The organism is Roseibium salinum (genome assembly GCF_026240905.1).
Lineage (GTDB): Bacteria > Pseudomonadota > Alphaproteobacteria > Rhizobiales > Stappiaceae > Roseibium > Roseibium salinum.
In genome coordinates, this window is record NZ_JAPEVI010000003.1 from 511,628 (window position 1) to 527,754 (window position 16,127).

General features: G+C 62.5%; 13 protein-coding genes and 1 pseudogene. 6 read left to right on the plus strand and 8 right to left on the minus strand.

Translation table 11 applies throughout. From position 1 onward, the window contains the following. Window positions 1–93 precede the first annotated feature (93 nt). The gene (locus ON753_RS06815) at window positions 94–519 is read right to left on the minus strand and encodes a DUF2267 domain-containing protein (protein ID WP_265961818.1); all 426 of its coding nucleotides are present in this window, start codon (window positions 517–519) and stop codon (window positions 94–96) included. 258 nt (window positions 520–777) lie between these two features. Between ON753_RS06815 and ON753_RS06820 the strand changes: the two genes are divergently transcribed. The 3 genes from ON753_RS06820 (at window position 778) to murI (ending at window position 3,622) form a co-directional block, all read left to right on the plus strand. Beyond that, a complete protein-coding gene (locus ON753_RS06820) occupies window positions 778–1,542 on the plus strand; it encodes a substrate-binding periplasmic protein (protein WP_265961819.1) in 765 nt (254 codons plus the stop codon). Between the two features lie 94 nt (window positions 1,543–1,636). Further along, window positions 1,637–2,446 carry an RNA methyltransferase gene (locus tag ON753_RS06825; protein WP_265961820.1) on the plus strand — a complete coding sequence of 270 codons (810 nt, stop codon included), beginning with the start codon at window positions 1,637–1,639 and terminating at the stop codon, window positions 2,444–2,446. A 378-nt stretch (window positions 2,447–2,824) separates the two neighbouring features. Next, window positions 2,825–3,622: a glutamate racemase gene (gene murI / locus ON753_RS06830; protein ID WP_265967083.1), complete on the plus strand. Its 798-nt coding sequence runs from the start codon at window positions 2,825–2,827 to the stop codon at window positions 3,620–3,622. Between the two features lie 21 nt (window positions 3,623–3,643). Here the strand turns inward: murI and ON753_RS06835 are convergent, their stop codons facing one another. Next, the gene (locus ON753_RS06835; RefSeq protein ID WP_265961821.1) at window positions 3,644–5,440 is read right to left on the minus strand and encodes an EAL domain-containing protein; all 1,797 of its coding nucleotides are present in this window, start codon (window positions 5,438–5,440) and stop codon (window positions 3,644–3,646) included. A 471-nt stretch (window positions 5,441–5,911) separates the two neighbouring features. Between ON753_RS06835 and rpsD the strand changes: the two genes are divergently transcribed. From rpsD to ON753_RS06850, 3 genes are all read left to right on the plus strand, one after another. Next, window positions 5,912–6,529 (plus strand): 30S ribosomal protein S4, encoded by a 618-nt coding sequence (gene rpsD / locus ON753_RS06840; RefSeq protein ID WP_265961822.1) that lies wholly within the window; start codon window positions 5,912–5,914, stop codon window positions 6,527–6,529. Between the two features lie 548 nt (window positions 6,530–7,077). Continuing rightward, entirely contained in the window at window positions 7,078–8,016 is a 939-nt protein-coding gene (ttcA, locus tag ON753_RS06845) for a tRNA 2-thiocytidine(32) synthetase TtcA (protein ID WP_265961823.1), read from the plus strand. A 112-nt stretch (window positions 8,017–8,128) separates the two neighbouring features. Next, window positions 8,129–9,703, plus strand: a complete 1,575-nt coding sequence (locus tag ON753_RS06850) for a DUF427 domain-containing protein (RefSeq protein WP_265961824.1) — start codon at window positions 8,129–8,131, stop codon at window positions 9,701–9,703. A gap of 73 nt (window positions 9,704–9,776) precedes the next feature. Here ON753_RS06850 and ON753_RS06855 read toward each other — a convergent pair whose 3' ends face one another. The 6 genes and pseudogenes from ON753_RS06855 to ON753_RS06880 all read right to left on the minus strand — a co-directional run bounded on the left by ON753_RS06855 (window position 9,777) and on the right by ON753_RS06880 (window position 16,036). Beyond that, a complete protein-coding gene (locus ON753_RS06855) occupies window positions 9,777–10,058 on the minus strand; it encodes an antitermination protein (protein WP_265961825.1) in 282 nt (93 codons plus the stop codon). A 362-nt stretch (window positions 10,059–10,420) separates the two neighbouring features. Then, the gene (gene grxD / locus ON753_RS06860; RefSeq protein WP_265961826.1) at window positions 10,421–10,756 is read right to left on the minus strand and encodes a Grx4 family monothiol glutaredoxin; all 336 of its coding nucleotides are present in this window, start codon (window positions 10,754–10,756) and stop codon (window positions 10,421–10,423) included. A 93-nt stretch (window positions 10,757–10,849) separates the two neighbouring features. After that, the gene (locus ON753_RS06865) at window positions 10,850–11,083 is read right to left on the minus strand and encodes a BolA family protein (RefSeq protein ID WP_265961827.1); all 234 of its coding nucleotides are present in this window, start codon (window positions 11,081–11,083) and stop codon (window positions 10,850–10,852) included. A gap of 41 nt (window positions 11,084–11,124) precedes the next feature. Then, window positions 11,125–13,322: pseudogene (gene purL / locus ON753_RS06870) on the minus strand (phosphoribosylformylglycinamidine synthase subunit PurL). Between the two features lie 123 nt (window positions 13,323–13,445). Then, complete coding sequence (locus ON753_RS06875) at window positions 13,446–14,411, minus strand: calcium/sodium antiporter (protein ID WP_265961828.1); 966 nt, start codon at window positions 14,409–14,411, stop codon at window positions 13,446–13,448. Window positions 14,412–14,530: 119 nt separating this feature from the next. Beyond that, window positions 14,531–16,036, minus strand: coding sequence for an aminotransferase-like domain-containing protein (locus tag ON753_RS06880; RefSeq protein ID WP_265961829.1), 1,506 nt, complete (start codon window positions 16,034–16,036; stop codon window positions 14,531–14,533). Window positions 16,037–16,127: the final 91 nt, after the last annotated feature.

Sequence of the window (16,127 nt, forward strand, 5' to 3'; positions counted from 1 at the left end):
GGAAGGTGAAGGCGGGGAAGTCCGGAGGAGTTCTAGCAAAGGCTCAGGAAAAGTCCATCGAACGGAAGGGGGAAGGGGGCGTCTTCTCCGGAATCAGGTTTTCCAGTAGGCGGCCGCCGCGTCCGGAAACGTTGCCAGTATCCGGTCCAGTTCCCGCTCATCGACCGATGACCGCCTGAGGGCCGATGCAACATTCTCGATCGCGCTGTCGGGCGCCAGATTATGGTCCCGGCGGACCGACTGGACCTCCCGGATCAACGTTGCCCGGTCCGGAAACGGGTCGGGCATCAGGTCGGACGGCTGCCAGTCCTCGACGAAGATCGCCCGGGTCACGGCCGGCAGGACGCCCGCAAACGCAAGCGCCTGTTCGGTCGTCAGGTGGTCGCGGAACGTGTGCAGGACGGCGCGCAGGGTGTGATAGGCCTGGTGATGGGTCTGCAGCATGCACGTGTCGCGGACATCGGCGATGAAGGCATCGAAATCCAGCGAGGCATGAAAATAGGTCTGCGGCATTGTCATGGTTGTGAGGCTCGCTATGTGCAGCCGGAAGGTTAACGCGTGTGCGGTGGATGGCAAGAGGTTTTCCGAGTGAGCGGCGCGGGGTACCCGAAGAGCCTTTACCGGATGAAACCCCGGTTCAATCGTTCGTGGTCGCTCGCCCGTGCCTGGGAAGGCCAGGTGAAAAATCCTGCCGGGCTTGTGTATTTTGACGCATTTGCACAGTGGGCGGAGTTGCCCATATACTCCGCACCCAACAATAACTGGTAGGCTATCTAATTGAAGTACTGGCGCTTTCGACTGCCGCTGATTTCGTTTCTCCTGGCGATGGCGGCGCTGGCAAGGCCGGCGGCTGCTGAGACGGTCACCGCCTGCGTCGACCATTACCCGCCCTATCATGTGTGGGACGAGACAACAGGTACCTGGAGCGGCATCAACATACAGTTGCTGGAGCTTATCGCGGGTCAGGCGGAGCTGGACCTGAAATTTACTCAGGACATTCCGTTCAAGAGATGCCTGAACATGATGAAGAACGGCTCTGCAGATTTGATGGCGGGCCTTCTGTATGGCCCGGACCGCGCCAGGCATATGGAGCTCATTCCGTACAGGGATATCTCAAACAAGGTTTTCGTGACGGCCTCTGCCGATGTGTCGATCAGGTCCTTTGACGATCTGGCCGGGCTGAGAATTGGCGTCCTCCTGGGGCACAAATACTTTCCGGGCTTCGATAAAGAGAAGGATCTTTTCGAAAAGGTGCCCGTTGCCAAGGTGGAACATCTGCTCGCCATGCTGACCAGCGGGCGCACGGATGCGGTGATCATGAGCGAAACCCATTTTCTCGGGCTGCGGAATTCCGATCCCGAAATGTTCAGTCAGATCAAGGTCGCCGATTTCTCGTTTCAGGCGGAAAACCGGGTGCATGTCGGCGTATCCCTGAAAGGGCGGGCCGTGCCGCATATCGATCGGCTCAAGCAGGCGATCGAAACGCTGCGAGAGCGCAATGTCCTGGAAGAGGTCATCGATAGAGAACTTGATTTGACGTAGCGGGAACCGGCACCGTTCAACGGGTCAATTCCGTGTTGACTTCATGCCTCAAGCTGCTTCCCATTTTTGCCGGAAACCGCTAAATCCCCTCACCATGAGCAAGAACGCAAAGATACGAGAAGAAGCCCGTGCGGTGACGGCGAGGCCGCCGGCGGTGATCCTGTGCGAGCCGCAGCTTGGCGAGAATATCGGCACGGCGGCCCGGGCCATGGCGAATTTCGGCCTGGCGGATCTCAGGATCGTCAACCCGCGCGACGGCTGGCCGAGCGAAAAGGCGCGGGCGGCGGCGAGCCGGGCGGACCATGTCATCGACAAGGTGCAGGTGTTCGACAGTGTGGAGGCGGCGATTGCCGATCTGCAATTCGTCTATGCGACCACCGCCCGCTCCCGCGAAGTGCCCAAGCCCGTCTGCGGCCCGGACGAAGCGGCACGCAAGGCCGTGGAACTGGGCGGCATGGGCCATGCCACCGGCTATCTGTTCGGCCGGGAACGCTGGGGGCTGAACAATGAGGAGGTGGCGCTGGCCGACGCGATCCTCACCCTGCCGGTCGATCCTGATTTTGCGTCGCTCAACATCGCCCAGGCCGTGCTGGTGTGTGCCTACGAGTGGCGCAAGACGGCCACTTCCGGCGCGCTGCCGTTCATCCTGTCGGACGAAGAGCACCCGCCGGCGAAGAAGGACGAAGTGCTGCGCTTCTTCGAGCATCTGGAAAGCGCCCTGGACGCGGCAACCTTCTTCCGGCCGCCCGAACGGCGCCCGCATATGGTGCGGACCCTGCGTAACATCTTCCAGAAGGCGGAACTGACGGACCAGGAAGTGCGCGCGTTGCGGGGCGTGGTGGCCTCCCTGGAAAAACGCGAAACGCGGCCGCGCAAGAGCCGGGAGCACGGCGAGGAAAGCTAGATGTGGTGGTTCAACGGTTGACCATACGGGGTAATTCGAAGGGGTGGGAATTGCCACCCCCGCGATTTGCTCAGAAGACGGACAACTCAAACCAACAGCGCTCGCGACAAAACAAACCTCATCCTGATGAGCGAGCTTGCTCGCGTCTCGAAGGATTGGGCGGCAGGTTCCGAGAAAGCGGCCTATCCTTCGAGACAGCGCTTCGCGCTTCCTCAGGATGAGGGTGTGTATCTTAATGCCGCCAGCTTGGTGGCTCACGGAACGACGTCCCGAACCCTCGCTGGTAGAGCACTTCTCGATTGAATTGAACCGCGTGATGAGCTTCAACTTGCGTGATCCGCTTGCATCAGGCGCAAAGGTGGGAAACAGGTGAACACGATGGGGAGCGGCGGACCGGTTCTGTTCTTCGATTCAGGCCTTGGCGGACTGACCGTGCTGCGCGAGGCCCGGTATCTGCTTCCCTATGAGCCGCTGCTTTACGTGGCCGACGATGCGGCCTTTCCGATCGGCCGCTGGCCGGAAGCTGACCTGAAGGCGCGGCTGCTGACCCTTTTCGACAAGCTGATTGCCACCCATGAGCCGAAAGCGGTGGTCATTGCCTGCAACACCGCCTTCACGCTGGCGGGAGACGCCTTGCGCAGGGCGCATCCGCAAGTGCCGTTTGTCGGCACCGTGCCGGCGATCAAGCCGGCGGCGGAGCGGACCGCGTCCGGGCTGATTTCGGTGCTGGCGACCCCCGGCACCGTGCGCCGGGCCTATACCAGGAGCTTGATCGAGAGTTTCGCCAGCCAGTGCCATGTGCGCCTGGTGGGCTCCGACCTGCTGGCGGAAATGGCCGAATACCATCTTCGCGGCGATCCGGTTGCCGACGAGGCACTTCTGGCGGAAATTTCGGACTGCTTTCTGGAGAGCGAAGGCCGGCGGACCGATATCGTCGTGCTTGCCTGCACCCATTATCCGTTCCTGACCAACCGCTTCCGCAAGATCGCGCCCTGGCCGGTGGACTGGCTGGACCCGGCCGAGGCAATCGCCCGCCAGCTCGTGCGGGTTCTGGGGGCGGACGCGGCAAGTGCGCCGGCGGACACGCCGGACCGGGCGATCTTCACCTCAAACCCCAAAGACCCGGCCCTGGTGCGCCTGCTTGCCGGGTTCGGGCTGGTGCTGGAGAGGGATTGAGCTGCGGGAGGCCGTACAGCCTCACGCCGCGAGGCTTTTCACCGCCAGGCCGTCGTCGGATCTCTTCGCCGCCCGCTTCAGCTCCATGATTTCCTCGTTGAGCGTGTCCGGATGGACCGTCATGCCCTTGGGCAGGCTGAGGACCGAGATGGAGCACTGAAGGAGCGGGAACTGGCGGGTGGTGCCGAAGCGGTCCTGGGCCTCGATATAGCCGCGCGCCCGGTGCTCCGGATCATAGAAGCTTTCCACATCCAGGCGGAACGCGCGCTTGATCGCGAGCATTCTGGCGGCGACGTCGGTTTGGTCGGAATGGTGGATCCCGGCGAAGAAGTCGTCGCCGCCCAGATGCCCGATGAACGTTCCCGTGCCGGCAATGTGCCGCTGCAGCAGTTCGCCGAACAGGATGATCGCCCGGTCGCCCTGGCGATAGCCGTAGGTATCGTTGAAGGGCTTGAAATTGTCGAAGTCCAGGTAGCACAGATGCCGGTCCTGCGTGCCCTTGCGCGCGGCTTCCGAAATGAACCGCGTGATGGCGCCGTTGCCCGGCAGGCGGGTGAGGGGGTTCTGGTCCTGCGCTTCCTGAAGGCGCTTTTCGTGGATGATCTTCAAGAGCGATGTTGCCGACAGGAACCCGGCATAACGGAAGCTCTCGGTGATGATGATGCCGTCGGAATTGATGGACGAGGCGAATGTCACCAGCAGCATGTCCGCATCGCTGTCGATATCGGCGATCGGGCAGGCGCGCACGAAGGAGCGCAGCGGAAAGTCGAGCGCCGCCTTGGCGTCCTCGTCGTCCGGGCCGCCGGCATACAGATAGGCTTTCAGGTCACGCTCGTGGATCAGCCCGCGCGGCTCGTTGTTGCTGTCCAGGACAGGGATCACGTTGCCGTCCTGATTGTGCACCACCATGTCCAGGAGTTCGTTCATGGAAGCGTCGAACCGTATGGTCGGCAGTTTGATGAGTTCGTTGCGGATGCGCTCCTGCTCCTCGCGCCGCTTGCGGCCGAGGCCGGGCGCGCGGATGTGATCGTAGAAGAGCTTGGCGCCGGAGGCCTCCTGAAACGGTTTGGCGACGAAATAGCCCTGGATGAGATCGCAGCCCGCCTCCCGGCACGCCTTGAATTCCCGGTCCGTTTCCACGCCTTCGGCGATCACCCGGGCGCCCAGCACATGGGCGAGATTGGCCACCGTTGTGACGAACAGCTTGCGCCGCGCGTCGCAATCGATGCCGTTCAGAAAGAACCGGTCGATCTTGACGTAATCCGGCGACATGTCGTGCAGCAGCCGCAGCTCGGACGAGCCGCGTCCGAAGTCGTCGAGCGCCACCAGGAATCCCAGCTGCCGCAGGGCATTGACGGCATGGTGGGTGACGTCGGTGAAGGTCTGCTGATGGCGTTCGGAGAATTCCAGGCAGATCTGGTTGGCGCTCATCCCGGCCTCGCCGGCAATCTGTGCCAGATGCATGCGCGGGTCGTCGTCCCGGCCGAGATTGCGCCCGTCCAGCTTGAAATAAAGCTTGGTGTCCTGGGCGATCTTCAGGTCCTTGAACCGCACGAAGGCCTTGCGCAGAAGCTGGGCCTCCAGTTCGGGCAGGAAACCCTCCGCATGGGCGATATCGATCAGATGGTCCGGTGACGTCGCGCCGACAAGTTCCCAGTTGCGGATCTGCGCTTCGTAGCCGTAGACAACGCCCGTTCCGATGTCGACAACCGGCTGGAGGGCATAGTCCAGCGCGTTCAGCATGTCCTGCAGCGAATGACGTAGCAAACCGGGGCTGTCCAGGCCGGTCTGAAGTGCTGTGATATTATTCGCTGACATGTTGATCCTGCAAAGAATGTCTGGCTGCTGATACTTTCATTGTGTAATGGGGGCTTCAACGTGCTGCCGCAACGATATTATTCGCTCTAGTTGTAGCGGCGATTGCATAGTGTGAAACTGCAATTAAAAAACTCTAAATTTATGCATTATTTTTCACCGTTTATGGACGTTACGGCAGAAATTATGACAATGACGCCGCCCGCAGGCCGGAAAAGGGTCCCGGAAGGTGCCGAAGGGCAGGAAAATCGCGTCCTCTCCCGCCCTGTGCGCCGCCCGTGCATTGACATTTGAGAGCCTTGCCTGTATCTCCGCGCGGTCCGGGGGCAAACGCCTTCCGGATTTACGCACCCGTGGGCATCCAGCCGGCGCCGTCTTGCTGGATCCCTGTCGGTCCGAACCGGTCCTTGGACCGGGAACGACAAAGGAGGGCGCGTTTCCTTTTATAAAAACGCGAATTCAAAGGAAACCGCGATGTCAAAGCGCCACAGCGTTAAGTACAAGCTCGACCGCCGGATGGGCGAAAACATCTGGGGTCGTCCGAAGAGCCCGGCCAACAAACGCGAATACGGCCCGGGTCAGCACGGCCAGCGCCGCAAGGGCAAACTGTCCGACTTCGGTGTTCAGCTCCGCGCCAAGCAGAAGCTGAAAGGCTACTACGGCAACATTTCCGAAAAGCAGTTCCACAAGGTTTATGGAGAAGCGTCCCGCCTGCGCGGCGATACTTCCGAAAACCTGATCGGCCTTTTGGAGCGCCGTCTGGACGCGATCGTCTACCGCGCGAAATTCGTTCCGACCGTTTTCGCCGCTCGCCAGTTCGTCAACCATGGCCACATCAAGGTCAACGGCAAGCGCGTGAACATCCCGAGCTACCAGGTTCGCCCGGGCGACGTGATTGAAGTCCGCGAAAAGTCCAAGCAGCTCGCCCTCGTTCTGGAAGCCGTCCAGTCCGCAGAGCGTGACGTGCCGGACTATATCGACGCCGATCACTCCAAGATGACCGCCACCTACAACCGCGTTCCGGCTTTCGCCGACGTGCCGTACCCGGTACAGATGGAACCGAACCTCGTGGTCGAATTCTATTCGCGGTAATCCTCCGCCGAATATGGTTCATCGGAAAGGCCCGCCGGAAGGTGGGCCTTTTCTTTTTTGGAGATCCCGGGCCGGAAAGAAATGGACGCACGGCCTCATCCTGAGGAGGACCTTTAGGTCCGTCTCGAAGGATGGGCTCCACCCTCCGGGCAAGCGGCCCATCCTTCGAGACAGCGCTGCGCGCTTCCTCAGGATGAGGTCGTTTTGTGGTGAGCATGGTGTTGTGGCTGTGTACGTAATGGCCGGCGTGCCGTTTGTCTGCTTTGATTAGGTGCGACCCGCAATCCGAAATTCAAGGTTGGGCGAGGTCCGTCCGTGATCATGCTCCTAGGCGATCTGTTGTGTTCATGGGTGGTTTGATTGAGAGACAGATCAGCAACGACGGGGTGTTTGGGTTATCGGTTCAAAGCAGACGCACTGCTCACATTGTATTTCGCGATAAATTGTTCTTTGCTCCACACCTGAAAACCCCGGCTTTCCCCTTGGCGCTGCCGGAGCGATCCGGTATGTCAGCGGGACGTCAGGACATCAGCCGCAGGGCCTCGGACATGAATGATATTGCTGCCGACAGCGTGGAGGTTCCGCCGCTCTTGCGCGCGGCGCCATCCGGTGTGGAGTTCAAGAAGCTGCGCAAGCGGCTGTTGCGGCAGGCGCGCGAGGCGATAAGCGACTTCGGCATGCTGCCGGCGGAGACTTCGCAGGAGAAGCGGCCGAAATGGCTGGTATGTCTTTCCGGCGGCAAGGACAGCTATACGCTGCTGGCGGTGCTGAGCGAACTTAAATGGCGCGGGCTGCTGCCAGCCGACCTGATCGCCTGCAACCTGGACCAGGCCCAGCCGGGCTTTCCGGCGCATGTCCTGCCGGAATTCCTTCAGGCGAACGGCATCGAGCACGTCATCGTGCGCGAGGACACCTATTCGATCGTTACGGACAAGATCCCCGAGCACCGGACCTACTGTTCGCTGTGCTCGCGGCTGCGCCGGGGCATTCTCTACCGCATCGCGAGGGAGCAGGGCTGCGAGGCGATCGTGCTCGGCCATCACCGGGAAGATATTCTGGAGACCTTCTTCATGAACCTCTTCCACGGCGGCCGGCTGGCCTCCATGCCGCCGAAGCTGATCAATGACGAGGGCGACCTCCTGGTGCTGCGCCCGCTCGCCTATGCGGCCGAAAGCGATATCGCCCGGTTTTCGAACGGCATGAAGTTTCCCATCATTCCGTGCAATCTGTGCGGTTCCCAGGACGGGCTGCAGCGCGAGGAAGTCAAGCGCATGCTTGCCGGCTGGGAAAAGGAAAACCCGGGCCGGCTCGGCATCATGGCGCGCGCGCTGGCCAACACGCGGCCGTCCCATCTTCTCGACCGCGCGCTCTACGACTTCGTCAACCTGCGCCCGGCAGACGCCGGACAGGTCCTGGGGGACGGAGAAGCGGAAGAACCGTGCGGGGCGAGCCTTGCGATGACGGCAAAGCTGTTCGCCGCCGAATAGGGGCGGGTCCGCGAGTGGCCCGGCTCGTGCTGGCGCTTGGCCGGCGCTCCCATAGACAGGGGTGACACAGCGCTGGACAGGACTCGCCCGGGCTCCTATCTCTATTACCGACATGACAGTGCGCGTACAGCAGACCTCGAATGACTACGGCATCCTTGTTGAGCCGCTCTCCGGACCGGTGACGGCCTGGCGGGGAGACTTTGTGCTGGCCCGGTCCGAGCGTGCGCGGGTGATGTACGAGACCCGCCTGCCACCGGTCGTCTATTTCCCGCGGGAAGACGTTGTGGCGAAGCTGGAACCGGCCCCCGACTTCAGGACGTTCTGCCCGTTCAAGGGAACGGCGTCCTACGCCCATGTGCATGTCGGCGAGGAAGTGTTCGAGCACGGCGCCTGGAGCTACCGCAACGCGCTGCCGGAGGGCAAGGCGGTCGACGGCTATGTCGCCTTCATGCCGGGAACCGTGTCGGGTATCGAGCATCAGGGCGATGCCCTCGGCATGCCGCCTGCCGGCAACATCACCGGCCCGACGGTGGACTGGCTGCTGCGTGAAGCGTGGGCGAAGCGCACACCCGAGGAACTGACGGCGGCGCTGGGCCGCAGGCTCGTCGAGGACGGCATCTCGGTCTGCCGGCTGACCATCCTGATCTGGTCTCTTCATCCGATGATCGCCGGACGGCACTTCATCTGGACGCGGGACAGCGACGAGGTAACGAGCTTTTCGCCCTCCTACGAGGTGCTGGACAGCCCAGCCTTCCGGGAAAGCCCGCTGCAGCATGTCGCCGATGGCCTCGGCGGCATCCGCCAGAAGCTCGACTCCAATCCCGACGAATTCAACTTCCCGATCCTGGAAGATCTGAGGCAGCAGGGCGTGACCGACTATGTCGCCATGCCGCTTCCCTTTTCGGGCGGGAGGATCAACGTCATGACGCTTGCCTGCGACGACCCGGACGGCTTCACCACGGCCAATCTGGGGCTGGTGTTCGAGTGTTCGGCGCTGATCAGCCGGCTTTTCGAAGTCTTCGCCCTGACCTCCAACGCCACGTCTCTGTTGGAAACCTATCTGGGCAAGCGCACCGGCGCGCGGGTGCTTGGCGGGGAAATCCGGCGGGGCGACGGAGATGTCATCGACGCGGCGATCGTGTTCTGCGATTTGCGCAATTCGACCCGGCTGGAAGCCGAGCTCGGCCGGGACGCCTATGTCGCCGAACTCAACCGGTTCTTCGAGATCACCACGGACGTGATCAATGCCCATGAGGGCGAGGTGCTGAAATTCATCGGCGATGCGGTGCTGGCCATTTTTCCGGCCAGCTCCGGCTATCAGGAGGCCTGCCGCCAGGCGGTTGCCAGTGCCGATGAAATCGTCAACAGGCTGCAGGAGCCGGGCGGGGAGGGCAATGCCAGGCTTTCCTGCTCCATCGGCATCGCCTTTGGCGAGGTGACCTACGGCAATGTCGGCTCGAAGGAACGGCTGGATTTCACCGTGATCGGCAGCGCCGCGAATATTGCCGCCCGGCTCGGCGATCACGGCAAGGCGCAAGGCCATGCGGTGGTCACCACACGGGAGGTGGCGGAAGTGGCCGGCTGCGCGGCGGAGGCGCTGGGCGCCGTGCGCCTGCACAATGTCACAGAGCCCGTCGAGGCCTATGCGATCTCACCCTTGTGCCGGCCGCAGGACGCGGACCGGTAGGACCCATCTCCAGTTTCGTCTGAGCGATCGAGGCTTCCGGGGCAGCCCAAAGTGCCGTTCGTCGGAGGGCGTTTTACGGAATCGCCTTGCCGCCTTCAAAGCCGCCCATCGGCTGGTTGCGGACCAGGATGATCAGGCCTTCCTTGTTCGGCTCGGCATCCTTCAGCGCGACGCCGCCATAGTTTTCGCAAAGCTGTTCGGCGCTCTTGTGCCGGGCCGGCGTGAACATGGTGATCATCTGGCAGTCGATGCGGCGCAGTTCGCTGTCGGCCGTCGGGCCACCGGACAGGACAAATCCCGCCCCGGCAATCGCCAGCGCGAAGATGGAGGTGGTTGTCACTGCAATCTTGTTCATAGTCCCCGATCCCATTCCCCGGCCTGTCTTCTCAAGCCTTGCGATATGGTCGGAAAATGGCGGAGCACATCTGTACCCATTCTGAAATCCGCATTCACCTGCCATTCAGTCTAGATGATTCGGCGAATCTTGCCGAGGGCGTGCCTCAATTTTGCCCGATTTGATTCGGGTAAACTTTGGATAAATCCGGAATATGGGTAGTTTTGACAGGGGGAGCAGGGGCTATCCACCACGTGGCGGTCCGGATCTGCGCGCAGCTTTGCTGCGCTTGTCCGAATGCCGTGAGGGCGGGGAGACGAAAACCTCAAAGAAAAAGGGGGCGGCAAGCCGGCCCCCTGATCCCGTTAATCCTGCGTCGCGCGTCAGGCGGTCTGCTGGTTGGTTTCGATGCCTTTTTCGGACAGCACGCCCTGCAGTTCCTTGTTCTGGAACATTTCGCGGATGATGTCGCAGCCGCCGACGAACTCGCCCTTGACGTAGAGCTGCGGGATGGTCGGCCAGTTGGAGAAGTCCTTGATGCCCTGGCGCAGCTCGTCGTCTTCCAGGACGTTGATGCCCTTGTAGGGGGCACCGACATAGTCGAGGATCTGTACGACCTGACCGGAGAAACCGCATTGCGGGAAGGACGGGGTGCCTTTCATGAAAAGCACAACGTCGTTGGTGTCGACTTCGTTTTTGATCCAGTCCTGGATGCTCATGGCTGTCGGTCCTTTGTCTGTCGTGTCCGCCTGTCTGTCGGAGACAGGGGAAAGAATCAAGTTCGTGGGCGCCTTGTGCGGCAATCTGTCAAATCAGTCCGGTGCGCGGGTCTGAAGGGCAAGGGCATGCAACGCGCCGCCCATGTTGCCTTTCAGGGCTTCGTAAACCAGCTGATGCTGCTGAACACGGCTTTTGCCCCGGAAGGATTCGGAGACAACGTTGGCCGCGTAGTGGTCGCCGTCTCCAGCCAGATCACGGATCTCCACCTGAGCGTCAGGCAGAGCCGCCTTGATCAGGGTTTCGATCTCATTCGCGTTCATCGGCATCGTGCGTCCATCCTTGTTGGTCGTTCCTGAAAGGCAATTGCTCAGGCATTTGCCATATATGTCGGGAACCAATCTTCATGCGCTTTCTTCAAGTTTGCAACGGATATGGTGAGGATGCCTTCAACAGTCAAATCCCCGCCTCCCGTCGTGCCGATATGCTGAACGTCGACGCCGTTGTCGAGGATGTCCTCCAGCACGGCTTCGACTTCGCCGGGCGCCACGGTGACGACGTAGCGGCCCTGGTCCTCGCCGAACAGGGCGGCATGAGGCCGGCCCTCCACCTTGACGGTCGCGCCGATACCACCGGCAATCGCCATTTCCGCAAGCGCGACGCCGAGGCCGCCGGAGGAAACGTCATGCACGCCGGTGACGCGGTTTGCGCCGATCAGGTGGCGGACAAGGGTACCATGGTGCTTCTCGGCGGCAAGGTCCACCGGGGAGGGGCGCCTTCCTCGCGGCCGACAACCTCGGCCAGATACTGCGAGGCGCCGAGATGCGTGCCGAAGCCGCCGATGAGGAGGATCGCGTCGCCCTCGTTGCGGAAGGCGGCGGTCGCATGATTGCTCACATCCGGCAGCAGGCCGACGCCGCCGATGGCCGGGGTGGGCAGGATCGCCTCGCCGTGGGTTTCGTTATAGAGCGAGACGTTCCCCGATACGATCGGGAAGTCCAGACGGCTGCACGCCTCGCCGATGCCTTTGATGCAGCCGACGAGCTGGCCCATGATATCCGGCTTTTCCGGATTGCCGAAATTCAGGTTATCGGTGGCGGCCAGGGGCTCGGCGCCGACAGCGGTGAGGTTGCGCCAGACTTCGGCGACGGCCTGCTTGCCGCCCTCGAACGGATCGGCCTCGCAGTAGCGCGGCGTCACGTCGACGGAGAAGGCAAGGCCCTTGCGGGTGCCCTCGACGCGGATGATGCCGGCATCTCCCCCCGGGCGTTCCGCCGTATTGCCCTGGATCAGCGTGTCGTACTGCTCATAGACCCAGCGGCGGGACGAGCCGTTCGCGCTGCCGACGAGGGTCTTGAGGGCTTCGGCGTAGTCCCTGGGCTCCTCGACCTGGGAGGCCAGCAGCACCGGCCGTTTCTTCGCCTCCACCCAGGGGCGGTCGTATTCGGGCGCTTCGTCGCCGAGCTCCTTGATGGGCAGATCGGCGACGACGTCACCCTGGTGCTTGACCACGAAGCGCAGCGTGTCGGTGGTGACGCCGACGATCGCGAAATCGAGGCCCCATTTCTTGAAGATCGCCTCGGCCTGGTGCTCCTTTTCGGGGCGCAGCACCATGAGCATGCGCTCCTGGCTTTCCGACAGCATCATCTCATAGGCGCTCATGCGTTCTTCGCGCACCGGCACCTTGTCGAGGTCGAGCTCGATGCCGAGATCACCCTTGGCACCCATTTCAACGGCGGAACAGGTGAGACCGGCCGCGCCCATGTCCTGGATAGCGATCACCGCACCCGTATCCATCAGCTCCAGGCAGGCTTCAAGCAGGCATTTCTCGGTGAACGGGTCCCCGACCTGAACGGTGGGGCGCTTTTCCTCGATCGTATCGTCAAACTCGGCAGAGGCCATAGTCGCCCCGCCGACGCCGTCGCGGCCCGTCTTGGCGCCGAGATAGACGACCGGCAGGCCGACACCTTCGGCCTTGGAGAGGAAGATGGCGTCGGTTCTTGCAAGGCCCGCGGCAAAGGCATTGACCAGGCAGTTGCCGTTGTAGCGGGCGTGGAACTCGACCTCGCCGCCCACCGTGGGAACGCCGAAGGAATTGCCGTAGCCGCCGACGCCGGCAACGACGCCGGAAACCAGGTGCCTGGTGCGCGGATGATCCGGCGCGCCGAAGCGCAGCGCGTTCATGGCCGCAACCGGGCGGGCGCCCATGGTGAAGACGTCGCGCAGGATGCCGCCCACCCCCGTCGCCGCGCCCTGGTAGGGCTCGATGTAGGACGGGTGGTTGTGGCTTTCCATCTTGAAGACGACGGCCTGCCCGTCGCCGATGTCGACGACACCCGCATTCTCGCCCGGTCCCTGCAACACCCGCGGGCCCTTGGTCGGCAGGGTCTTCAGCCATTTCTTGGACGACTTGTAGGAACAGTGCTCGTTCCACATGGCGGAGAAAATGCCGAGCTCGGTGAAGGTCGGCTCCCGGCCGATCAGTTCCAGAATGCGCTCATACTCATCCGGCTTCAAACCGTGGGAAGCAACCAGTTCGGGCGTGATCTTGATGTCGTTCGGGATCATGACGTTCCAGTGTTTTGGGCCGCCGTGGCAAGGCCGCGGCGGCGCGGGCAGGCGATGATGCCGCCGTTTAGCAGATTGTCCCGGAAATGGGGAGCCTCGGAACGCAAAGAAATTCGACAAACGTCATCGAAGAGCCATTGCGGTGACCGTTGCCGTATAGGCCACATATCCGACCAGCATCAGCACCCCTTCGCGCCTGCTGATGCGCCAGCCGCTCATGCAGAAGACGATCAGCGCCGCGGTGGCGGCCAGAAGGACCCAGATGTCGAAACCGGCAATCTCGGGCGGCACCTGAAGCGGGGCGATCGCGGCCGTGATGCCGAGAATGCCGAGGATGTTGAACAGGTTCGAGCCGAGTATGTTGCCGAGCGCGATATCCGCCTGGCGCCGCACAGCGGCAATGACGGAGGTGACCAGCTCGGGCAGGGAAGTGCCGACCGCAACGATAGTAACGCCGATGACGGCATCGCTGACACCCATGGCCTGCGCAAGGCTGACGGCGCCGGTGACGAGGAAATGGGCGCCGCCGAGGATCATCACCAGGCCGCCGAGGGCCATGGCGATATTGACGGGCAGGCCGGCGGCCGCCGGTTGCGCGGTTACCGAATGGGCTTCGCTGCGATGCATCTCGGCGGACGGCGTGTTGCGGCCGCTTTCCATCCGGTAGGTGAGGACGAGATAACCGGCAAGGCCCGCCAGCAGGACGATCCCTTCCACCCGGCCGATCATGCCGGTGAGGGCCAGGCCCGTGAAGGCAAGCGCGGCCAGCGCGTTGGCCGGACCGTCGCGGTAGAGCGCGGCGGGCTGGACGCGGATCGGAAAGATCAGGGCCGAGAGACCGAGGATGAGAAGAATGTTGGCGATGTTCGACCCGGCCACATTGCCGACGGCGATGCCGGGCGAACCGTCAAGGGCAGCCAAAAGGCTGGTCATCAATTCCGGCGTGGAGGTCCCGAAGCCCACCAGCACAAGGCCGATCAGGAGTTCGGAAATGCCGAAACGCTGCGCAAGGCCCACGGACCCGCGCACCAGAATATCGCCGCCCGCGACCAGCAGAACCAGTCCGAGCAGAATTGCAAGATATGTCATTTATTTGGAGACCTTCACCTGAGGTTTCCGGCAAATGGGAGCGCCGGGTGCACGGCGCAATAGCTGCGATCACGAAACGGAGAATATTTTTAACGCGACAGGAACGGGCGGGGCAACCCTCACTCGAAACTGTCGTAGCACGCGCAACTGTCTTCCAGGAGATTGCGGATGATGCCGAGCCCCTTGGCGGTTTCCTCGCGCGTCAACGGATTGGTGACGCCGATCCGGACCCGGTGGTGAACCTTGCCGGAGCGGCCGGATTTGAACTCGTCCTCGTCGTCGATCAGGACGTTGGAAGCTGCCGCCGCCGCCTTGAACGTGCCTGACAGCCATGGCTCGGGAACCTTCAGCCACAGGAACGGTGCATCCGGTGCGGCTTCCAGGTCGTAGGTGCCGAGATAGTGCTTTACCAGGTCGTGCCGGGCGGCGATTTCCGCCAGGATCTTTTCGCGCATCGCGACGGCGGCGCCGGACAGCACCAGCCGGGCGGAAAGCTCGGCGAGGAGAAACGAAATGCCGCCGGTCAGCATCTTGTGGGCGGTGTAAATCCGCTGTGCATGGGAGAGCGGGCTGGACACCCAGCCACCGCGTACACCTGCGGCGACCGACTTGGACAGGGAGCCCACATGGAATGTGCGTTCCGGGGCCAGGGCGGCCAGAGGAGGAGTCGCGGTATCCCGCAGCGATCCGTAGACCTCATCCTCAATGATCCAGAGATTGTTCCGGCGCGCAATGGCGACAATCTCCCTGCGCCGGTCTTCGCCCATCTGGCCAACCGTCGGGTTATGCATGGTCGGCGTCAGGAACAGCATTTTCGGATGCTTTTGCGCGCAGACGCGGGCAAGGTCTTCGGGAATGGGCCCCTCGTCATCGCGCGCGACCTCAACGGGCCTGCGTCCGGACAGTGCCGCGCCCCTGGCGATAGAACTGTAGGTGAGATCCTCGAACGCGATCTGGTCGCCCGGGGCCGTGGTTGCGGCAAGGATCGCCATGCTGGCGGCCTGGGCACCATGGGTTGGCACGATGCTGCCTTCCGGCGGCGTCCAGCCGTTGCGCGCCAGCCATTGTTGTCCCGCCATGCGCCAGCTGTCCGGGACGGCTCTCGTATAGCTGGCAATGTCATAGGGGCAATCAGCGACGATCGCCGCAGTGAGTCTGCCGATGATTTCCGCCTGACCGATTTCCGGGGCCGTCGTGCTGTCGAAGCGGATGGCTTCCGGCGCGGGCACGGAAATCCGGGTTCCGCCGAAGGCGGTGTCCTGCGGGACCGCCATGGCTCCTTTTATCCAGGAGTCGGTCGCCTGTTCCGAGCCTTGCCGGCTGGGGCCGGACCGCTGGTCGAGGTCCGGTTTGGCCTTTTCCTCAAGTTGGGCGGCATGGGGGCTGCCGAGCACAAACGTGCCGCGCCCGACTTCGCCGCTCACCAGGCCCCGCTGCCGGATCATCGCATAGGCCCGGCCGATCGTGCCGACGGTTACGCCCAGGTCATAGGCAAGGTCGCGCTGGGGCGGCAGCTTCGCGCCCGCGGCCAGCGCGCCGGTTGAAATATCCTCGGCGATCCGGTCCGCGAGGCGGATATAGAGCGGCCCCTGGCCGTCTGGAATCTCTGGGTGCCAATTTGTCATGGTGACAATTTAATATATTGCATCCTGAAAGGAGTCAATTCATAACATTGTAGCGCTACAATGCGTTCTATTCGATGATTGTTACCCTTAT